Origin of the sequence: Ectothiorhodospira shaposhnikovii (assembly GCF_022227765.1) — a bacterium.
GTDB lineage: Bacteria > Pseudomonadota > Gammaproteobacteria > Ectothiorhodospirales > Ectothiorhodospiraceae > Ectothiorhodospira.
Map to the genome: position 1 here is coordinate 1 of NZ_JAJMLZ010000008.1, position 19,769 is coordinate 19,769.

Consider the following 19,769-nt stretch of genomic DNA (forward strand, 5'->3'; position numbering starts at 1 on the left):
CATCTACATCCAAAGGACACCCACTTTTGCCTTTTGCCGGGTCGGTGCGTGCATCCCGCCAAGCGAAATTCCTGCGCGGGATGGGCGCGGCCCACGGATCATGACAGCCCGTGGAAGGATGCCCTGGAATCCTGTTTCGAGGAATTCACCCAGTTGCTGTTCCCGGCAATCCATGCCGGGGTGGGCAGATTATTGTAGGGAGGAATCGTTCTGGAAGACATCTTCCAGGCGTTCCGCGATGAGGATGTTATCGATCCACTGGAGGAGTTGAGCCTCACCGGCCTGTTGGACGCGCTGTTGGCAGTGCATCCTGGCCTGGGGACCGAATTTGCGCTCGATCTGACGCAACAGGGTCTGAGCTTCGCCCTGTTGAAGCCCCTGTTGAAGCCCCTGCTGAAGCCCTTGTTGAATGCCTTTCTGGAGCCCCTTGGCTTCGCCGCGATCCATCCATTCCTGAGCCAGCGACATGGTAAGTGCCTCCACGAGATGGGGTTTGGCCATGGCCACCCCTTGCTTGAATTCATCTTCGGTCATTGTGTGGACCCGGACGATGTAAATCAATATCTGCCGGGTCAGGGGGTGTTCATCGGGTAAATCCCGCAGTAACCGGGCCAGTTGCTCGGGGTGAAACTGCTTGACGAAGGCCCATGCCAGGGCCGCCAGTCCTGCCCGCAGCAGGGGGTGGTCGGAGAAGTTCTCGTAGGCCGGGGTATTGCCGTTGAGGTCTTTGACCGCATAGCCGCCATCCCGTTGCAGTGCCAGCAGATCCTCGTCGGCATCGATGCAGTCGATCAGCCGGGTGGGCACGTTCCATGGGGTCCGGCCATGGTAGACCAGCAGAGTGATGATGGGTGGCAGCTTGCGCAGTCGTTCCGGTTTGTCCTGGGCGTAGCGGGTCCAGATGCGGTGGCGGTAGCCCATCAGTTGCAGGGGCGCCCCCATGTCAGGCCAGGACTTGTGCTCGATGAGGGTGTAGATGAAGGCGCTGCGGCCATCCCTTAGAGCCACCTGGAACAACCGGTCACTGTGGGTACCGCGCAGGTTCTCGTCGATGAAGGAACCCTCGACGGGCTGGGGATCATCGGCCATCTTGTCGGTGAGGGCCTTGGGAAGGCTCTCGCGCAGCAGGGTACCGGCCCGTTCGGGATCTTCCAGCAGGGCCTTGAACAGGGTGTCGTGGGGGTTAGGGAGGGTGTTGCCCATAGCCTGGGTGTCGTGGTGGATGGGCCCATAGGGTAGCCGATCTGCTGGTGGCGTCGCGCTAGCGGCAGCTCACTTTGAATCCCGGCCTGCCTGCCCTCGCAGTTTCTGTAAAAATCTAGGAATCTAAAGGATACCCACTTTTTGCCCCCACTTTTTGCCGAGCGATCCAACATCGACAAGGACGAACTGCGGATACTCCAGGAGGTGGCAAGGGAGCTGCTTGGTTTTGATGATCGGCAACTGGCTATTGCGCTGGCTGCCGGTGGAATTGTGGATCATGGTGATGGCAACGACAAAGCGTAACAGCCGAATTCTGGACGAGATGCACGAGACAGCACGTGGGCTTCATGGCGCCGGTCTGATCAGCAAGCGTCGCATGGGCGAGTTCGAGGCGCTGTGCTGGACATCATCCGGCAGCGTCACTACCAACAGCTCGTCGATTTCGCCTCCGCACAATTGGGAAAACATTGAACATCATCCTTCAGCGCCGCCCCGGCACCGGCATGGGTAACCACCTCAGCAGGCTCATGGCCGCCAATACCAGCACCAGCACGGGACCAAAGGGCTGGTCCAGGGCCACCGCCAGCACGAAGGACAGCAGATAGGCCACCACGGCAATCCCGGCCGCCAGCCACAATACCCACACCCAGCCACGGGCCAGGCGCCAGGCGATCCAGGCCGGCACGAACAACAGGGCGAAGGCGGCCATGACGCCGAAGCTGGTGGTGGTGATGGCCACGGTGGCCACCACCAGCAGGTCAAACGTGATCTGATGCGGCCGCGCCGAGAGGCCGTTGGCCGAAAAATGATCCGGATAGAAACGGGACATGAGCAGACAGCCGGACAACCAGGGCAGGCACAGCACTCCCGCCACAATCAGGGCCACGGCCGCCATCAGATGAGGACGACCGGTGAAATAAAGCTGCCCATCCATCAAGGACTTGCCCACCATGTCGCCGTGGGCGCTGAAGGCCGAGGCCACCAGCGCCACACCCCACCCCACCAGAATGAAGATCACATAGTGGTCGTTGCCGGGACGGGTCAGCAAGCCCTTGATGACGGCCAGTCCACCGGCGGCCACCACGGCACCCAGCATGACCGATGCGTGCAGTGCCACAGCCACCACACCACCCGCCCCCGCCAGTTGGGCATAGGCCAGGGCCGCCAGCCATTCATCCCGCAGCCGCAGATAGACACCCACCATGGCCGCGACCGGTGCCAGCAACAAACCGGTCACGAAAGGCAGGTGAAACAAGGGATCCAGAAGCAGTTCAAGCATCACGGACTCACGGGCACGACACGGGAACAGACCGTCTGGATGAAGTCGGCTTCATGACTCACCACCAACAGGGTCCGCCCGCCCAGACCTTCCCGAATCAGGCGGACCAGGCCGGTGGTGGCCTCCGGGTCCAGGTTGTTGGTCGGCTCATCCAGCAGGATCAGATCGGCCGGACTGCCCAGACAGGCCCAGATCTGTACGATCTGGAACTGCCCGCCACTGAGCTGATCCATGCGGCAATCCAGCAACCGGGCCACGTCATCGGGGGGCGTCCGTCGACCGGCCCCGGTGAGGCGCACCAGGTCATCCCCGGTGAGAGGACACTCCCGGGGGCGAACGGGCTGCTGGCGATGATGGGCCATGCGCAGCCCCGGTGCCCTGGTCAGGCAACCGTCGAAGACCCGGGCCTGACCGGTGAGGGCCTTGAGCAAGGTGGATTTTCCCGCCCCGTTACTGCCCAGCAGACCCACCACTTCCCCGGCGTAGAGATCGAAACTGACCGGACCAACCACCGGCCTGTCATAGCCGGCGATCAGTCCGTCACAGACCAGCAGGGGCTGCATCACCGAGCATTCCCGACCATGGCCTCCACCCACTGGTCGATCAGTGCCAGATAGGCCTCGGCATCCGCGCCCAGGGGTGGGTCCAGCGGCAGGGCATGCAGGGGCCAGTCCAGCTGTTCCGCCACAAAGCGCGGCCCCCGCTCCGGATGGTGAACGGCCCGGATCACGACGCCGTCCCGGCCCGTCAGGTCACGCACCAGATCGCGCAGATGCCGGGCGGTGGGCGGAACACCCGGTACGGGTTCGACGTAACCCAGCACCGGCACCCCCAGTCGCAACGCCAGATAATCCGCATCCTTATGGTAGAAGACCACCCCCGGCGCCCCGCTCACCCGGGCCTGCCACGCCGGCAGTCGGGCCTCTACCTTATCGGCAAAGGCCTCGGCGTTGGCCCGGAACCTGGCGGCATCCTCCGGCACCAGCAGGGACAGGCGCTCCGACAGCGCATGGGCCACCTCGGCCATGCGGACCGGGTCCATGTTCACATGGGGGTTTCCGGCGGGATGGACATCCCCCAGGGACCGATCCGCCGGACCGCCGACGTCGATCAACGCCACCTGGGCGGCGGCTTCGAAGTAACCCGTTCGGCCGGGGTTCAGGGCCGGGTTGGCGGCCCCCTGGATGGCCGCGGGCAGCCAGCCCACTTCCAGGTCCGCCCCCACGGCCACCACCAGATCGGCGCCGCGCAGGGCCGCCATCATGCTCGGACGGGCCTGCAGGTAATGGGCATCCCGATCCGGCGGTGCCAGCACCCGCACCGTGACGGCGTCACCACCCACGGTCTGCGTCAGCATGCCCATGGCCGAGGTGGTGGCTACCACCTGGAGGGAGGCCTGGGCCGTGACGGCCAGACACATCAGCAACAGTCCTGCCAGCCATTTTTGCATCGTCCTGATCTCCTTTAAAACCGGTGGGCACCGTGCACGCCCAGTGCGACCTGGAACTGCAGCATGAAGGCCCAGCCATCCTCGTCATGATCGTCCTCACTGGCGAAATCTGCCCGGTTAACCTGGGCACGCAGCAAGGAGAACTCGGTGGGACGGAAGGTCAGGTTGGCGGCATAGCGGTAGGAGGTGCCGAAGGACTCGTAACCCTGATGTCCGTGCCCCATCCACTGCAGGGTGTTGCGGTTGGTCATGCCCAGGGCATCGGCCCGGACACCGAACTGCCAGCGGGGTGCAATACCGTACACCGCCTGCACATACAGGCCGTCCTGACGGGCAACGTCGGACACCGGAGGACGCTGGTTATTCCGGAAATCCACATCGATCTCCCGGTGGTAATACTCCCCCTGCACCACCCAGTCCCCATGACCGAATGACCGACCGGCGTCGTATTTGTAGACGGCGTCCACACCGGCAAACCAGGCGGTGCCGTCCCAGCTCAGGCGGTGACTGTGGTCGCCGTGATCGTGGAAGTCCGACAGCTGGAAGGCGCGGGCATGGCCATAGGAAAGGCCGAACTGGGCGGCGTGGTTGTAGCCCAGATCCGGAGCCAGCTTGGCAAAGCCGGTGATGAGCCGGGGACCGGACTTGTCGCTGAAGGGCTTGCCCTCGCCATGCCCTTCATAGGAGGCGATGCCGGCAGTCTCGCCCTGGAGCAGTTCCAGGCCGAAGACGCTGTAGAAAGCGGTCTTCGGGGTCCAGGTGAGCTGGACGCCCTTCTCCTGCAGTCCGTGGTCGCCGAAGAGGTATTCGTTCACCAGGGGGCGATCCACGAAGGCCCAGTCATGGGTGTGCTGGGCGTTGATGTAGCCGATGTCCGAGAGGAACTTGCCCGCCTTGATCTGCAGGCCGGCGGGCAGGCTGCGGGTAGTGATGTAGGCCTCCTCCACCTCCACGTGGTCTTCATCCAGGTGCAGGGTGAGGAGTGCATCGAAGTAATGATCCACGGAGGCGGTGAAGGTGAGTTCCGCGGAACGGAAATTGAAGCCCTCCTCCAGGCCATGGCCGTGGTGGTGACCATGATCGTGATCATGGCCGTGGTCATGACCATGATCGTGGCCACCCCCAAACCCGGCCGGGGTGCCCACATGGCCGCTGAATTCGTTCAAATACACGGTATCGATGATGACAGAGATGTCCGGGTTGAAGGCGCTGCCGGAAGACACCCGTTCACCGCCCAATGCCGGCAGCGGTGTCATGGTGGCGCCGGCAAGGGTGCTGCCGCGCGGCGGCTCCTGGGCATACACCCCGGACAAGGGAAACAGCAGCAAGGCAGCCGCTGTCAGCGGAAGGCGTTTCGTGGCCATGGTCATCTCCGTTTCAGTCTGGTGCGTTGATTCGGCGAACCAGGCAGATGTTATAACATAACAAACCAGAATCAACAGTGGAGATGAGACAATTCCGGGCGAAGGCGCCCTCCCGCCGTCATTCCCGCGAAGGATTCCCAACCAAAGCGCCACCCGCCGTCATTCCCGCAGAGGCGGGAATCCAGTCAAATTGAAACCTTGGACTCCCGCCTTCGCGGGAATGACTTGACGGGAAAGGGAGGGAAGAGAAAGAAAAACCATTCAAAGCATGTGAATGCTCGACAAGGGTCGCGCTGCATTAACCCGGAAACCATGCAGGCAACACCATTCACACGGGGCTTACCGAGGGTTGTGGAGGTGGGCGAGCTCCAACAGGCATCATCCCAGCGCCCTCCTTAGATTACCGAATTACGATCAGAGGGGCGGATCCCGCCGCGTCATATGTTCTGACCTTGATCCATCACTTCACGCCAGGTCCATGTAAACCCCGGACGAAGGGGATCCCAGAGACGGTATTCGGTCAACCGCTCCAAGGCCTTGCTGCTGTAGCGGATATCCACATTGCCCATCAATCCACCACCCGATTCCGCATGCTCGTCGAGCAGGGTAACCACCGCCCCGTAGATGCTGATATTGGCCAAGTCGGTGTTCACGATGGCGCCGTCCACAAGGATGACGAGCCCCTCAAAAATGAACGTCCCCTTTGAGGGGAAAAGATTGACAGTGTGCATGACGTTATCGGACATACCGCCGGAAATGACCAGAACACCGGCGCCATGAACGTTCTCAGACAGGCCGATGCTGCCGGAGCCGGTGATGTGGTAAACGCCGGGCGCATCGCTGCGAACCAGATCACCAAGCCCTAGGCTCCCGGAATCCGGAGAGAGATCAAGCGCAAGCGTGGAAACCATTCCGGACCGGCCATCGAGCAACTCATGCACATACTCCTGCCAGCCGCGCCCGCCGGGGGGGCCACCAAATGCGTCCGGTGATGTGACCTTTATCTGGGGATCGCCGGTGATTTGCGCCGGCAAATCAGAAAGGACAGCGAGCGTCTCGGACTCCGTCAGATGAGCCTCGGACGACACCAAGTGGACACCTGCCATGGATTCTGCTTCGTCCAGGAGGGTGCCGGTTAAACAGTTACTGGAACCACAAGAGCGTTCACTGGGGGGAAGCCAATCTCCGCCATCATAGTAAAGCTTGCCTTGTTTCGGCAGTACCCGAACCAACTCACACGCAGTACCGATGCAGGTATACGCGGAATCAGGCACCGGATCCCCCGAACCGGGGGGGTCAAGATACCGATCCACGCTCAATTTGAGCACACGACGTGCGCCAATCCCCGCAACCTCTCCGGTCACAGTGATTTCAGCGTGGTGATCCTTACCCGGATAGGGGTAGACGACTTCAGCTCCCCAGAAAGCACCGCCAGGGCCACTCACATAGTGGGGGCCGCTACCACCGATGGCCTCCAGCATGTCCTCTTCCGAATCCCAGGCGTCAGCGGATGGGTTCGCAAGCACCTTGACGACGTGGCCAAGACCACTCTCCGCCGCCATGAAGGCATCGGAGATCTGCTTGTGGTTACCGGCAATCCTTTCCTGAATCACCGCCGTGCTGATGCCGCTCACGCCCACAAGGGTGGCCAGGACAAGGAGCACCAGGCTGACCACCAGCACGGCACCCCGCTCGCGAACCGGAGAAATGGGCATCTCAACCTCCCTGACAAGTCCGTCTGTCGCCTCGATTCATCCATTAAAGCAACCCGATACCCGGAAAACCTTGAACTGGTTCAGAGTTCGGTGCAGGCAAGAGGCTATTGAACGTAAGGCAGAAGGGCGTTGCGCAGCGCCACATGAAACTGCACGGGGTGCTCATGGACGGGCTGACCGGGGGCGGAACGGCTTTCAAAAACCAGGCTGATACGGACGCCGATGGTTGGGACGTTATCCTCCGGTATCAGACGGATGACCATGGATCCATCCTTCAGCCCCGGCACCAGCTCATGGTTCTGGGTGGCGCCGTCACCGCAGCGCAGACCACCGGCCGCCACGTAGTAGAAAACATCCCCCACACCCGCATCGACGCCGCACCAGGCCAGATCCCGGTCGCGGGTCACCCGCAGCATCCCGTTATCCACCTCCAGGGCAATGGCGCCCCGGATGTCCCGAACCATGAAGTCCACGCCGTAGCCAATGGCTTCCTGCAGGGCGGCCAGGCGTTGGGTCTCCCGATAAGTGGTCTGATTGCCCAGAAAGACCTGGATCACCCCCGCCAGCAGCAGAAGGCCCAGGACCATGGCCACCATCAGTTCCACCAGGGACAGGCCCGACTGACGCGGCAAGGGAATCCGGCAAGAGGAAGGTGCGCTCATGAACCACCCCCTGTCGGCAGGGTGAGGCGGTACTCGAACACCGACTGACCGGAGGGTTCGTCAAATCGTCCCTCGGACCAGCGCACGGTGATGATCCATCCCCCATTGTCAGGGTCAATGGAACTGGCACTCAAGCCCGGCAAGGTGGCCTTGCCGGGAGTGTAACCGGGTGAATCTGTGTCATTCCCCCAGTCGCTCAGCCATTCGGCCTGGATGTCCTCCGGTTCTTTCCCATCGGCCAGACTCATCCACAGCCGCTCGCCGGCATCCATGGCGATCACGCCGGCCAGGGTGCGCTGATAGGCGGAGTGCACGCCCTTGAGGCCGTTCAGTTGCAGGGCCGCCAGCCCCAGCAGGCCGATGGACAGCACCAGCAGGGCCACCAGGACCTCGGTCAGGGAAAAACCTCGGTGCCGTCCGGCACGGTCATCACACATATCACAGGCAGGCAACATGGGTCGGCACCTCTGGCCAGATGTTCATCCTTGAATCCTTGAGTGTACACAGCCCGAGACATTTTTTAATGCACAAAGACCCGGCCCCGCGGAGGCAGGGCCGGATCAGGCGTCCATCACTTCAGCTGCGTCAGCAGGGCCTCGGCCGCCGCACGCTCGCTGAAGGCACCGGAACCGGCCAGCACGGACTCAAGCACGGAACGGGCTTCCGCCGAACGCCGGTTGTGATGCAGGGCCAGGGCATGGTGGTAGCCGATGGTGGGATCCTCCGGCAGGGCCTCACGGGCGGCCTGGATCAGTCTCAGGGCTTCGGCGGCATCCCCCTGCTCCAGCAGGGCCATGCCCAGGGTGTCCTTAATGTGGGGAATCTCGGGCGCCAGCCGATGGGCTTCCCGGGCCATCGCCAGGGCGCGCTCGTCTCCCTGCCTCAGATACATGAAGGCGAGATTGTTGAGCACGATGGCGTTGCCCGGTACCTGCTCCACCAGGATTTCATAATGGGGCAGCGCCCGGTCGTATTCCCCCGTTTCCAGGTAGGACGTGCCAAGCACCATCCGCGACTGGGCATCGGCGGGAACCGCGTCCACCCTGCCGGCCAGTAGCCGGCGGGCCTGCTGCAGATCCCCCGCCCGGCGCCGGGCCTCAAAGTACTTGATGGCGGACTCGGTGGTGGCCTGGGCCTGATAGGAGGACTCATAGGCGTCAGCCGCCTTGCCGAAGGCCTCGGCCACGTAGTGAACATCCCCTTCCAGCAACCAGCCGAAGGCGCGGCCGGCCTCCAGGGACTGCAGGCGCCGGGACAGGGCGAGCACTTCCTGCGGGCGCCCTGCCTCCCGTTCCAGGTTGGCCAGGGCCGCCAGGGCGCCCAAGTGCTCGGGGTTCAGCTCCAGGGCCTGGGCCTGGGCGCTGCGCGCCTCGGACTGACGCCCCGCCTGCTGCTGCAACAGTCCCAGACGGTGATGCACTTCCGCATTCCGGGGCGTGATCTCGGTGAGACGGCGCAGGTTGGTGATGGCATTGTCCATCTGCCCGGAGGCCGCCTGGGACAAGGCGAGGGTCTCCAGCAGGGCGGGATTATCCGGGTTGGCGGCGCGCAACCCTTCCAGCAGTGAGACGGCGCGTCGGGACTCATCGGTGTTGAGGTAGTAGCGGGCCAGCAGGATCTTCGGTTCCAGCGCCTCGGGAGCGGCGGCCACCGCTCGTTCCAGCAAGGGGCCGACCCGCGTCCGGTCGCCCCGGTTTTCTTCCAGATTGGCCAGCAGCAGCAACAGGCGATGGTCATCGGGACGCTGCCGCAGGGAGGACTCCAGAATCTGCAGGGCCTGATCCGGCCCTTCCATCTGCATTGCCAGGACCGCCAGATTCCGGGTGGCAATGAGATTGCCGGGTTCCTGGCGGCGGGCCTGCTCGAAGGCCTCCCGGCCCTGGGCCAGATCCCCCAGTCCCAGATGGGCCACGCCGATCAGGTTGCTGAGCGCGGCCTGACCCGGCTGCTTTTCATCCAGCTCCTGAGCCAAGGTCAAGGCTTCCTGGAAGTTGCGTTCTTCCAGCAGGCGCACCACCGTGGCCAGTTCCAGCATCTGCTCATCGGGAATGAGGGACTGCAGGGATTCTAGTTCCTTGAGTCCGGCGATCCGGTCACCCCCTTCGATCAGTGCCCGGGCCAGACGCATGCGGGCGGGGATGGATTCCGGATCCAGCGCCACCCGCTCCCGCAACAGACCGATGCCGGCGGCGGCATCACCGCGCATGGCTTGGACGCCGGCCATCAGTTCCAGCGCCAGCAGGTCCGCGGGATCCCGGGTCAGGACCCGATCCAGCAACACCTCGGCATCCTCCACCTGTCCTGTCTGCATGCGAACGGCGGCCAGCAGGCGATTGGCGGCGACCGAGTCGGGCTGCACCCGCACGAATCGCCCCAGATGGGTATCGGCCTGCTGGAGATTGCCCAGGGCAAAATGGGAGGCTCCGGCAAAGAACAGGGCCGGCAGATAGCCGGGATTGCCACGCAGGGTGGTTTCCAGGGCGCGCACGGCGCCCTGGAAATCACGCTCGTGGAAACGAATCATGCCATCAATATAGGCCGTGGCAGGCAGATCACCGCCCAGCCGCGCCAGTGCCCGCTGATCCGCCGCGGCACCCTCCCAGTCCTGCCGGGCAATGCGGGTCAGGGCCCGCTTGAAATGCCCCATGTACGGCATGGCGGCACTTTCGATCATGCGGGTGAAGGCCAGTTCGGCATCATCCAGACGCCCCTGGGCGCGGAAGATCTCCCCCAGCAGGTCCCAGGCATCGGTGTAGTCGGGCTGGTGTTCCAGGGCTTCGGTCAGACGCAGCCTGGCCCGGTCCGTCTCGCCCTTGAGCAAATGGACCTGGGCCAGACCGGTCAGGGCGGGGGCATGGCGGGGCGCCAGTTCCAGCGCCTTGCGGAAGGACTCGGCGGCATCGTCGGGACGCTCCAGTCCCAGCAGCGCCCAACCCATCAGCACTTCGGCGTCACGGATGTCCTCCGGGCGCTGCAGCCGGGCCGGATCAAGGCCGCTGACCACGTTGTCGAAGCGACCCTGCATCTGCTGGGCCCGAGCCATGAGCACCGCGGCCTCGGGCGCATCCCAACCCAGCTGCATGGCGCGCCGGAATTCGCTCTCGGCGGCGGCGGCCTCTCCCAACTCCAGATGAGCCAGCCCCAGACGCCAGCGGGCTTCCACGTGCTCCGGTTCCGCCTGCAGGATGTTTCTGTATTCGATCATGCCGGCACGCAGATCGCCTTCTGCCTGAAAGCTCAGGGCGCGCTCCAGTCGTTCCTCGGTGGAATGGCTGGTCTGGCCGCACCCCGCCAGCATGAGTGTCGGCAGCAGGATCAGGGCCGTCACGGAACGGGAAAGCAGTGTCTTTTGCATCATGCGAATGACTCCATGGTGAGGTGCGCACTGGAATGATTGCGGTCCTTCCTGAGTGTAATCCAGTTCCGTTGCCGCCGACATGTCCGCGGTATTTGCCATCCTTCACCGCTCCATGCCACCATCGCAACCACGTGAAACCAGTGGGATTCCCCGTCTTGGCCGGCATGTCCAACATCATCCTCATCGGCCCCATGGGTGCCGGCAAGTCCACCGTGGGCCGGCACCTGGCCACCTATCTGCATCTGCCTTTCGTGGACAGCGACAAGGAAATCGAGCGGCGCACGGGGGTGAGCATCCCCACCATCTTCGAATACGAGGGCGAGACCGGTTTCCGGGACCGGGAAGCGGCCGTGATCGATGATCTGTGCAGCCGTCAGGGCATCGTGCTGGCCACGGGCGGCGGCGTGGTGATGCGTCCGGAAAACCGGACCCGGCTCGCCCGCTGCGGCCTGGTGGTCTATCTGCGCGCCTCGGTGAATACCCAGCTCCGACGCACCTCGCGGGATCGCAACCGTCCCCTGCTGCAGACCGACAACCCCCGCGCCCGCCTGGAGGCGCTGTTCCGTACCCGGGACCCCCTATACCGGGAGATCGCCGACCTGATCGTGGACACCGACCGGGAACACCTGCGCGGCACGGTCAGGACCATTGCCCGGCGTTTTCGTCGCCCCCGAGACACGTCCTCCCGCCCCCGGAGCGCGGGCGCGGACCAGGTCGCGGGGACCTGAGCCTGCCGGCGGACACGCATCTGGCCTTGGTTTTCACACGTCGAGTATGATGACCCCATGGACACACTCACCGTTGAACTTGGCGAACGCAGTTATCCGATCCATATCGGCCGGGGCCTGCTGGATGAACCGGCATGGCTTGACCAGGCCCTCAAGGGCCGCCGGGCCATGGTGGTCACCAACGAAACCATCGCCCCCCTCTATCTGGACACCCTCACCCGGACCCTGGCACGGACCGACACCGGCCCGGTGGAGACGGTGATCCTGCCCGACGGCGAGCAGTTCAAGAACCTGCAGACCCTGGACACGATCTACACCGCCCTGCTGGAACGACGGCTGGACCGCGGCGCCGTGCTGATCGCCCTGGGGGGCGGGGTGATCGGCGATATCACCGGCTTTGCCGCCGCCAGCTATCAGCGGGGCATCGATTTCATCCAGGTGCCCACCACCCTGCTCTCCCAGGTGGACTCGTCCGTGGGCGGCAAGACCGGCGTCAATCACCCCCTGGGCAAGAACATGATCGGGGCCTTTCACCAGCCCCGCCTGGTGCTGATCGATACCGACACCCTCAACACCCTGCCCGACCGGGAGCTGAGCGCGGGCATCGCCGAGGTGATCAAGTACGGCCTCATCGATGATCCGGAGTTCTTCCAGTGGCTGGAGCAGCACCTTCCCCGCCTGCTGGCGCGGGAGCCGGAGGCCCTGGCCTTCGCCATCCGCCGTTCCTGCGCCGACAAGGCCCGGGTGGTGGCGGAAGATGAACGGGAATCCGGTCGCCGCGCCCTGCTCAATCTGGGGCATACCTTCGGTCACGCCATCGAGACCGGCCTGGGCTACGGCCGCTGGCTGCACGGCGAGGCGGTGGCCATGGGCATGGTGATGGCCGCGCGGATGTCCTGCCGCATGGACTGGATGAGCGAGTCCGAAGTCGCACGCATCACCGCCCTGATCAGTGCCGCCGGGCTGCCCGTCGAGGCCCCGCCGGGTCTCTCCGCCGCCCGCTTCCGGGAGTTGATGGCGGTGGACAAGAAGGTTCAGCAGGGCCGGCTGCGCCTGGTGCTCATGCAGGGCATCGGCCGGTCGCTGGTCACCGCCGACTTCGATCCCCGCGCCCTGGACGACACCCTGGAGGCCCTGGCCCACCCATGAACACCCATCCGGCGCCTGTCATGGACCCCGAGCGCTTTGCCCCCTATGCGGCGCATGAAGGCAACAGCCGGGGGCGCCATCACCCGGAGGACCCACCCCGCTATCGCAGCCAGTTCCAGCGCGACCGGGACCGCATCATTCATTCCACCGCCTTCCGTCGCCTGGAATACAAGACCCAGGTGTTCGTCAATCACGAGGGAGACCTGTTCCGTACCCGCCTGACCCATAGCCTGGAAGTGGCCCAGATCGCCCGCGCCATTGCCCGGGTGCTGCGCCTCAACGAGGATCTCACCGAGGCCATCGCCCTGGCCCACGATCTGGGACACACCCCCTTTGGACATGCCGGTCAGGACGCCCTGAACCTGTGCATGGCCGATTACGGCGGGTTCGAGCACAATCTGCAGTCCTTGCGGGTGGTGGATGTGCTGGAAGCTCATTACGCGGAATTCGACGGTCTGAACCTGACCTTCGAGACCCGGGAAGGCATCCTCAAGCACTGTACCCCGGCGGCGGCCGCCGCCCTGGGCGATGTCGGCGCCCGCTTCATCCAGGGTCACCAGCCCAGCCTGGAAGCCCAGCTCAACAATCTGGCGGACGAGATCGCCTACAACAACCACGACGTGGATGACGGTCTGCGCTCGGGGCTGATCACCGTGGACCGGCTCATGGAAGTCACCCTGTTCCGGGAGGCCTTTCAGGAAGTGCGGACCCGCTTTCCGGACCTGAGTGAAAAGCGCACCCGTCATGAAGTGATCCGCCGCATGATCAACCGCCTGGTCACGGATCTGATCGACAGCAGCCAGGCCCGCATCCTCGCGGCAGCGCCGGACAGCCTGGAGGCCGTGCGCCTGCAACCTCGTCCGCTGATTTGCTTCAGTCCACAGATCCGGGAATATAACCTTGAGTTGAAACGGTTTCTGCGTCAGCATCTTTACCGTCATTACCGGGTCAAACGCATGACCGTCAAGGCAGCCAGAGTGCTGACGGAGCTGTTCCAGGCCTACATGGCCGACCCCGCCCTGCTGCCGACCGAACACGAACACAAGGCGAAACGCCTGGCCGCGGAGACCGGCGATGCCGGTCGGGCCCGCGCCATCGCCGACTATCTGGCAGGTATGACCGATCGCTTTGCCATTGCCGAATACGGTCGCCTGTTCGACCCGAACACACTCTCATGACATCCAGGTAAGCCATGGCCAACGATATGCTGTCCGCCGACTGTCTCGAACGACTCGGACTCCGGCAACAACCTTTCGGTCCAGTCGCCAACGAAGAATTCCTCTACACGGACCCGGCCACCGACATGCCGGTGAACGTGGTCCTCGAACATCTTCGCAATGACCAGAACATCGTCATCCTCAAGGGCGAGTTGGGGGTGGGCAAGAGCACCCAGCTGCTGCGGATCCTGGGACAGGGCCGGGAGAGCATGGACTTCTGCGCCTTCAAGGCCCGCGCCAACATCAGCCTGGCGGCCATCGACTACACCGTGCGTCAGTACTGGAAGGATGCCGCCCCGCCCCAGGGCGGTGAGCATCTGGACAGTTTCATGGCCGCCATGGTCCAGCAGGGCATGCGCCCGGTGCTGGCCATCGACGACGCCCATCTGCTTGACTCGGCGGTGCTGGCGGAACTGGTCCAGGCTCGGCGCCGGGTTCACGATCAGACCAACCAGTGCTTCAGCCTGCTGCTGGTGGGCGAACCGGAGATCGAAGAACACCTGAGCGCCCTGGACGAATCCCTGGACAGCCCGGAAACCCAGATGACCGTCCAGATGCGCCCCTTTACCCGGGAGCAAACGGCCGCCTACCTGCGACATCGCCTGCAGGCCGCGGGACTGGAAAACCCCCGCCTGCTGGACGACGACGCGATCCAGGCCATCCATCGGGATTCAAACGGGCTGCCGGGGCGCATCAACACCCTGGCCAACAAGCGCCTGGCCGCCCTTTTCGGTGGCACGACCGATACCGCCGGGGACAGCGAGGATGAAACAGACGACGACGCCGACGGCTCACCGGCCTTCTGGCAGCAACGCTGGTTTGCGCCGGCGGTGGCCGGCGTGGTTCTGGTGGGCGTGGTGCTGATCCTGACCAGCATTTTCACGGGTCGTGAAGATCCGGCCGAGACCACCCTCAGCCAGCCCATCATGCTGCCTCAGCAAACCCCGAGACCGGCACCGGCGGAAACACCCCAGGATCGCGTGCTGCAACCGGTACCGATTCAACCGGTACCGATCACCCCACCCCGGCCGGCGCCCGAACCGACCCCGATGCCGGCGCCGGAACCCGAGCCCGAACCGGTGCCGGAACCGGAGCCCACGCCGCCCCCGGCGCCGGCACCGGCACAGCCGACTCCGGCCCCGGCTCCCACGCCACCGGCTCCGGCGGCACCGCGCCAACCGTCGCCACCCGCGGCCGCCCCGGCACCGACCACCACGGCCGACGGCAAGCGGATCCGTGATGCCCAGTGGCTTCGCGCCCAGTCCCCGGATCGCTTCACCATCCAGATCCTGGCCAGCGGCAATGAGGCGGCGGTTCGGGACTATGCCCGCAACACCAATCTGCCCGGCGATGTCGCCTGGTTCCCCATGCGGCGCGGGGATCAGACCCTGTATGTGCTGGTATTCGGCTCCTATGCCTCCGCCGATGCGGCCCGTAGCGCCATCCCGGCCCTGCCGGCGGAAGTGCGGCGCAATCAGCCGTTCATTCGCAGCTTCCGGTCGGTACAGGACGCCATGGCGAACTGATATCCGTCGCAGGCCCGCCCTTCTCCCCACCGGGGAGAAGGGCTTGGAACATTCATGTCCCGCATCCCCCAAGCCTTCATTGATGAACTGCTGGCCCGCACCGATATCGTGGAGCTGGTGGGTAGCCGCGTCACCCTGAAGAAACAGGGCCGGGAATATGCCGCCTGCTGCCCCTTCCACGCGGAAAAGACCCCATCGTTCTACGTCACCCCGCAAAAGCAGTTCTACCACTGCTTCGGCTGCGGCGCCCACGGCACCGCCATCAGCTTCCTGATGGAGTACGACAACATGGATTTTGTCGAGGCGGTGGAAGAACTGGCCCGGCGGGCCGGCATGGAAGTACCCCGGGAAAGCGGCCCGGGCCGCGGGGACAGTGAAGGCTTCCAACGCCTCATCGCCGCCCAGGAGGCCGCCGCCACCCATTTCACGGACAATCTGCGCCGCCACCCGGAAGCAGTGGACTATCTCAAGCAACGGGGACTCACCGGCGAAATTGCCCGGGACTTCCGCCTGGGCTTTGCCCCCAATCTCCGCGATGACCTGCTGCGGACCCTGGGCAAGACCTTCAAGGAACAGGAGCTGCTCGACGCGGGCCTGGCCACCCAAAGGGACGGCGGTCCACCCTATGATCGCTTCCGGGGCCGCATCATGTTCCCCATCCGCGACAGCCGAGGCCGGGTGGTGGGCTTTGGCGCCCGTCTGCTGGGGCCGGGAGAACCCAAGTACCTGAACACCCCGGAAACCCCGGTCTTCCACAAGGGACAGCAACTCTACGGCCTGTACGAGGCACGCAAGGCCTCCCCCCGGCTGGAGGAACTGCTGGTGGTGGAAGGCTACATGGATGTCATCGCCCTGGCCCAGTTCGGACTGCGCAATGCGGTGGCCACGCTGGGCACCGCCACCACCCGGGATCATCTGGAGCGACTGTTCCGGGTGGTCCCCCATCTGGTGTTCTGCTTCGACGGTGACCGCGCCGGCCGGGAGGCCGCCTGGCGTGCCCTGGAACAGACCCTGCCGGTGATGCGGGATGGACGCCAGGTCCGTTTCCTGTTCCTGCCGGAAGGGGAAGACCCGGATACCCTGGTGCGCCGGGAAGGCATCGAGGGTCTGCGGGCACGCATGGGCCAGGCCCGCCCCCTGTCGGATGTCCTCATCGACGAACTCAGGCAGCGACATGATGCCGGCACCCGGGAAGGCCGTGCCGCCCTGGGTACCCAGGCCACCCGCCTGATCCGGGACATGCCCGACGGCCTGCTGCGCGCCCAGATCGTCAACGAACTGGCACAACTGGCCACCGTGTCCACGGATCAGTTTGAGCGGGGCCTGGCGCCACGTGAAGCCGACCCACCTCCGGCCCCCTCGCCTTCCCACCGCCCCACCCCGGCAAACCGGCGGCAACGCTTGGAGATCACACCGGTGCGTCTGGCATTGTCGATCCTGCTGGATCAACCGACGCTGGCCCGGGAGCTGGACGACATGCGCTGGTTGCAAGATCTGCAGGCCCCCGGGGTCAAGGTCCTGGTTCAGGTGCTTGAAACTCTGGCGCAGAACCCCAATCTAACCACCGCGGGGTTGCTGGAGCGCTGGAGAGACAGCGAAACCGGACGACATCTACTAAAATTGGCTCAGTGGCAACCGCCGCCCAGCCAGGAAGAATCGGTGCCGACACTGCTGCGGGATGCCCTGGGCCGCCTGCGCGGACAGTACACCGAGCAGCGCACCGAAGCCCTGCTGGCCAAGGCGTCCCGGTCGGCCTTGTCGGAGGATGAAAAGGCCGAGCTGAAGGCCCTGCTGACGAGAAAGTCCCGGTAAGCCGCGCCCGGCGCCGAAGCTGCCAGGAGGGTACCGTCCCGTTTCGGGCGGAGATGGCAGCCACCCATGATGGGTGCTATACTTGAACGTTTCAGTCCCGGCCAGAGCCTCCCCGGTTTGCGCACAGTTCCCAGCTTGAGCAGGTTTCCATGAATCACGAAGAACAGCAATCCCGCCTGAAGGAGCTCATCGCCAAAGGCAAGGAGCAGGGCTTCCTGACCTATGCCGAGGTGAACGATCACCTGCCGGACACCATCGTCGATCCCGAACAGATCGAAGACATCATCGCCATGATCAACGACATGGGCATCACCGTCCATGAACAGGCGCCTGATTCCGACAGTCTGATCCTCTCCGACAGCTCCGTTTCCACCGACGACGACGCCGCCGAGGAAGCCGCCGCCGCGCTGGCCTCCGTGGATGGTGAATTCGGCCGCACCACCGACCCCGTGCGCATGTACATGCGCGAGATGGGCACGGTGGAACTGCTGACCCGCGAAGGCGAGATCCAGATCGCCAAGCGCATCGAGGACGGCCTGTCCCAGGTGCTGTTCGCCCTGGCCCATTACCCCAAGTCCATCGCCTCCCTGCTGGCCGAATGGGACCAGGTGGAAGCGGGCGAAACCAAGCTCACCGATGTGGTGGTCAGCTTCATCGACCCCAACGCGGAAGAGATCGCCGCCGTTTCCCTGCCCAAGGAAGACACGCCTTCCGTGAAGGCGGCCGATGACGGCGACGACGGCGACAGCGATAGCGACGATGACGGGGATGAGGACGACAGCGACGACGAAGCCGCCGCCCCCGAGGATACCGGCCCGGACCCGGAAGAGGCCCGCATCCGCTTCACGCACCTCAAGGCCATGTACGAGAAGGCCATTGCCCACGCCGGCGCCGACAAGCGTGAGGAATACCGCCAGGCCCGCGAGGAACTGGCCCGCTACTTCATGGAATTCAAGCTGGTGCCCCGGCTGGTGGATCAGCTCACCGCCGACCTGCACGAGATGGTGGAACGCATCCGCAACCAGGAGCGTGCCATCATGCGCCTGTGCGTGGACACCTGCCAGATGCCCCGCAAGGACTTCATTCGCACCTTCCCGGAAAACGAGACCAACCTGGAATGGCTGGATGGGTGCCTGAAGGGCAAGGCAAGCAAATACAAGGAACTGCTGGCCGAGCACCGGGATGACATCCTGCGTGCCCAGAAACGATTGGTGGCCATCGAGGAGGAATCCAGCCTCACCATCGGCGAAATCAAGGACATCAACCGTCGCATGTCCATCGGCGAGGCCAAGGCCCGTCGCGCCAAGAAGGAAATGGTGGAGGCCAACCTGCGTCTGGTGATCTCCATCGCCAAGAAGTACACCAATCGCGGCCTGCAGTTCCTGGACCTGATCCAGGAGGGCAACATCGGCCTGATGAAGGCGGTGGACAAGTTCGAATACCGGCGCGGCTACAAGTTCTCCACCTATGCCACCTGGTGGATTCGTCAGGCCATCACCCGCTCCATCGCGGACCAGGCCCGCACCATCCGCATCCCGGTGCACATGATCGAGACCATCAACAAGCTCAACCGGATCAGCCGGCAGATGCTGCAGGAGATGGGCCGCGAAGCCACCCCGGAGGAGTTGTCCCAGCGCATGGAGATGCCGGAGGACAAGGTGCGCAAGGTGCTCAAGATCGCCAAGGAGCCCATCTCCATGGAGACGCCCATCGGCGGCGACGAGGACTCCCACCTGGGGGATTTCATCGAGGACGTGAACGTGCAGTCCCCGATCGAGTCCGCCACCCGGGAAAGCCTGTCGGAGACCACCCGCGAGGTTCTGGCCAGCCTGACCCCGCGGGAAGCCAAGGTGCTGCGCATGCGTTTCGGCATCGACATGAACACCGACCACACCCTGGAAGAGGTGGGCAAGCAGTTCGACGTCACCCGCGAGCGTATCCGCCAGATCGAGGCCAAGGCCCTGCGCAAGCTGCGTCACCCCTCCCGCTCGGAGATGCTGCGCAGCTTCCTGGACCTGGAATAAGTAGAGTGAAATACGCCTGATTCGCCGACAGGTCGGCTCCCACATCGATTGCCACAGATGCAACCGTGGGAGCCGACCGGCGAGCAACAAGGCACCCACGGACAGCAACACCCCGCAAAGGCCGGAACGCCAAGGACACGCTTCCCCTGCCGCCCGATCTCTTGTATCTTCCCCTATCCTGATTTCCTTCCCCTTGGGCCTGTAGCTCAGTTGGTTAGAGCAGGGGACTCATAATCCCTTGGTCGTCGGTTCGAGTCCGACCGGGCCCACCAATCAATCCAT

General features: G+C 64.3%; 16 protein-coding genes and 1 tRNA gene. 8 read left to right on the forward strand and 9 right to left on the reverse strand.

Translation table 11 applies throughout. The annotated features are described in order from the left end of the window. Window positions 1–189: 189 nt before the first annotated feature. The gene (locus LQD11_RS11720) at window positions 190–1,203 is read right to left on the reverse strand and encodes an Rpn family recombination-promoting nuclease/putative transposase (protein ID WP_238617712.1); all 1,014 of its coding nucleotides are present in this window, start codon (window positions 1,201–1,203) and stop codon (window positions 190–192) included. A 229-nt stretch (window positions 1,204–1,432) separates the two neighbouring features. On the opposite strand from LQD11_RS11720, the gene LQD11_RS11725 reads away from it, so the two are divergent. Further along, the gene (locus tag LQD11_RS11725) at window positions 1,433–1,714 is read left to right on the forward strand and encodes a hypothetical protein (protein ID WP_238617713.1); all 282 of its coding nucleotides are present in this window, start codon (window positions 1,433–1,435) and stop codon (window positions 1,712–1,714) included. On the opposite strand, the gene LQD11_RS11730 is transcribed toward LQD11_RS11725, so the two are convergent. The 8 genes from LQD11_RS11730 to prsT form a co-directional block, all read right to left on the reverse strand. Next, on the reverse strand, window positions 1,685–2,482 hold the full coding sequence (locus LQD11_RS11730) for a metal ABC transporter permease (protein ID WP_238617714.1): 798 nt from the start codon (window positions 2,480–2,482) through the stop codon (window positions 1,685–1,687). The genes LQD11_RS11725 and LQD11_RS11730 overlap by 30 nt on opposite strands. After that, on the reverse strand, window positions 2,482–3,045 hold the full coding sequence (locus tag LQD11_RS11735) for an ATP-binding cassette domain-containing protein (protein ID WP_238617715.1): 564 nt from the start codon (window positions 3,043–3,045) through the stop codon (window positions 2,482–2,484). The genes LQD11_RS11730 and LQD11_RS11735 overlap by 1 nt, the downstream gene beginning before the upstream one ends. Then, the gene (locus LQD11_RS11740) at window positions 3,045–3,932 is read right to left on the reverse strand and encodes a metal ABC transporter substrate-binding protein (protein ID WP_238617716.1); all 888 of its coding nucleotides are present in this window, start codon (window positions 3,930–3,932) and stop codon (window positions 3,045–3,047) included. The genes LQD11_RS11735 and LQD11_RS11740 overlap by 1 nt, the downstream gene beginning before the upstream one ends. A 14-nt stretch (window positions 3,933–3,946) precedes the next feature. After that, entirely contained in the window at window positions 3,947–5,188 is a 1,242-nt protein-coding gene (locus LQD11_RS11745; protein WP_238617865.1) for a TonB-dependent receptor, read from the reverse strand. Window positions 5,189–5,733: 545 nt separating this feature from the next. After that, the gene (locus LQD11_RS11750) at window positions 5,734–7,011 is read right to left on the reverse strand and encodes a PilX N-terminal domain-containing pilus assembly protein (protein WP_238617717.1); all 1,278 of its coding nucleotides are present in this window, start codon (window positions 7,009–7,011) and stop codon (window positions 5,734–5,736) included. A 104-nt stretch (window positions 7,012–7,115) separates the two neighbouring features. Continuing rightward, the gene (locus tag LQD11_RS11755; protein ID WP_238617718.1) at window positions 7,116–7,673 is read right to left on the reverse strand and encodes a PilW family protein; all 558 of its coding nucleotides are present in this window, start codon (window positions 7,671–7,673) and stop codon (window positions 7,116–7,118) included. Continuing rightward, complete coding sequence (gene pilV, locus LQD11_RS11760) at window positions 7,670–8,128, reverse strand: type IV pilus modification protein PilV (RefSeq protein WP_276315700.1); 459 nt, start codon at window positions 8,126–8,128, stop codon at window positions 7,670–7,672. The genes LQD11_RS11755 and pilV overlap by 4 nt, the downstream gene beginning before the upstream one ends. 116 nt (window positions 8,129–8,244) lie before the next feature. Continuing rightward, on the reverse strand, window positions 8,245–11,031 hold the full coding sequence (gene prsT, locus LQD11_RS11765) for an XrtA/PEP-CTERM system TPR-repeat protein PrsT (RefSeq protein WP_238617719.1): 2,787 nt from the start codon (window positions 11,029–11,031) through the stop codon (window positions 8,245–8,247). A gap of 164 nt (window positions 11,032–11,195) precedes the next feature. Between prsT and aroK the strand changes: the two genes are divergently transcribed. The 7 genes from aroK (at window position 11,196) to LQD11_RS11800 (ending at window position 19,759) form a co-directional block, all read left to right on the forward strand. Continuing rightward, on the forward strand, window positions 11,196–11,759 hold the full coding sequence (gene aroK / locus LQD11_RS11770) for a shikimate kinase AroK (RefSeq protein ID WP_238617720.1): 564 nt from the start codon (window positions 11,196–11,198) through the stop codon (window positions 11,757–11,759). 57 nt (window positions 11,760–11,816) lie between these two features. Continuing rightward, complete coding sequence (gene aroB, locus LQD11_RS11775) at window positions 11,817–12,908, forward strand: 3-dehydroquinate synthase (RefSeq protein ID WP_238617721.1); 1,092 nt, start codon at window positions 11,817–11,819, stop codon at window positions 12,906–12,908. After that, window positions 12,905–14,086, forward strand: a complete 1,182-nt coding sequence (locus tag LQD11_RS11780; RefSeq protein ID WP_008932933.1) for a deoxyguanosinetriphosphate triphosphohydrolase — start codon at window positions 12,905–12,907, stop codon at window positions 14,084–14,086. Before aroB ends, LQD11_RS11780 begins: the two co-directional genes overlap by 4 nt. 14 nt (window positions 14,087–14,100) lie before the next feature. Next, on the forward strand, window positions 14,101–15,651 hold the full coding sequence (locus LQD11_RS11785) for an AAA family ATPase (protein WP_238617722.1): 1,551 nt from the start codon (window positions 14,101–14,103) through the stop codon (window positions 15,649–15,651). 54 nt (window positions 15,652–15,705) lie between these two features. Continuing rightward, complete coding sequence (dnaG, locus tag LQD11_RS11790) at window positions 15,706–17,463, forward strand: DNA primase (protein ID WP_238617723.1); 1,758 nt, start codon at window positions 15,706–15,708, stop codon at window positions 17,461–17,463. Between the two features lie 149 nt (window positions 17,464–17,612). Further along, window positions 17,613–19,487 (forward strand): RNA polymerase sigma factor RpoD, encoded by a 1,875-nt coding sequence (gene rpoD / locus LQD11_RS11795; protein WP_238617724.1) that lies wholly within the window; start codon window positions 17,613–17,615, stop codon window positions 19,485–19,487. Between the two features lie 195 nt (window positions 19,488–19,682). After that, window positions 19,683–19,759 (forward strand) — tRNA-Ile (locus LQD11_RS11800). Window positions 19,760–19,769: the final 10 nt, after the last annotated feature.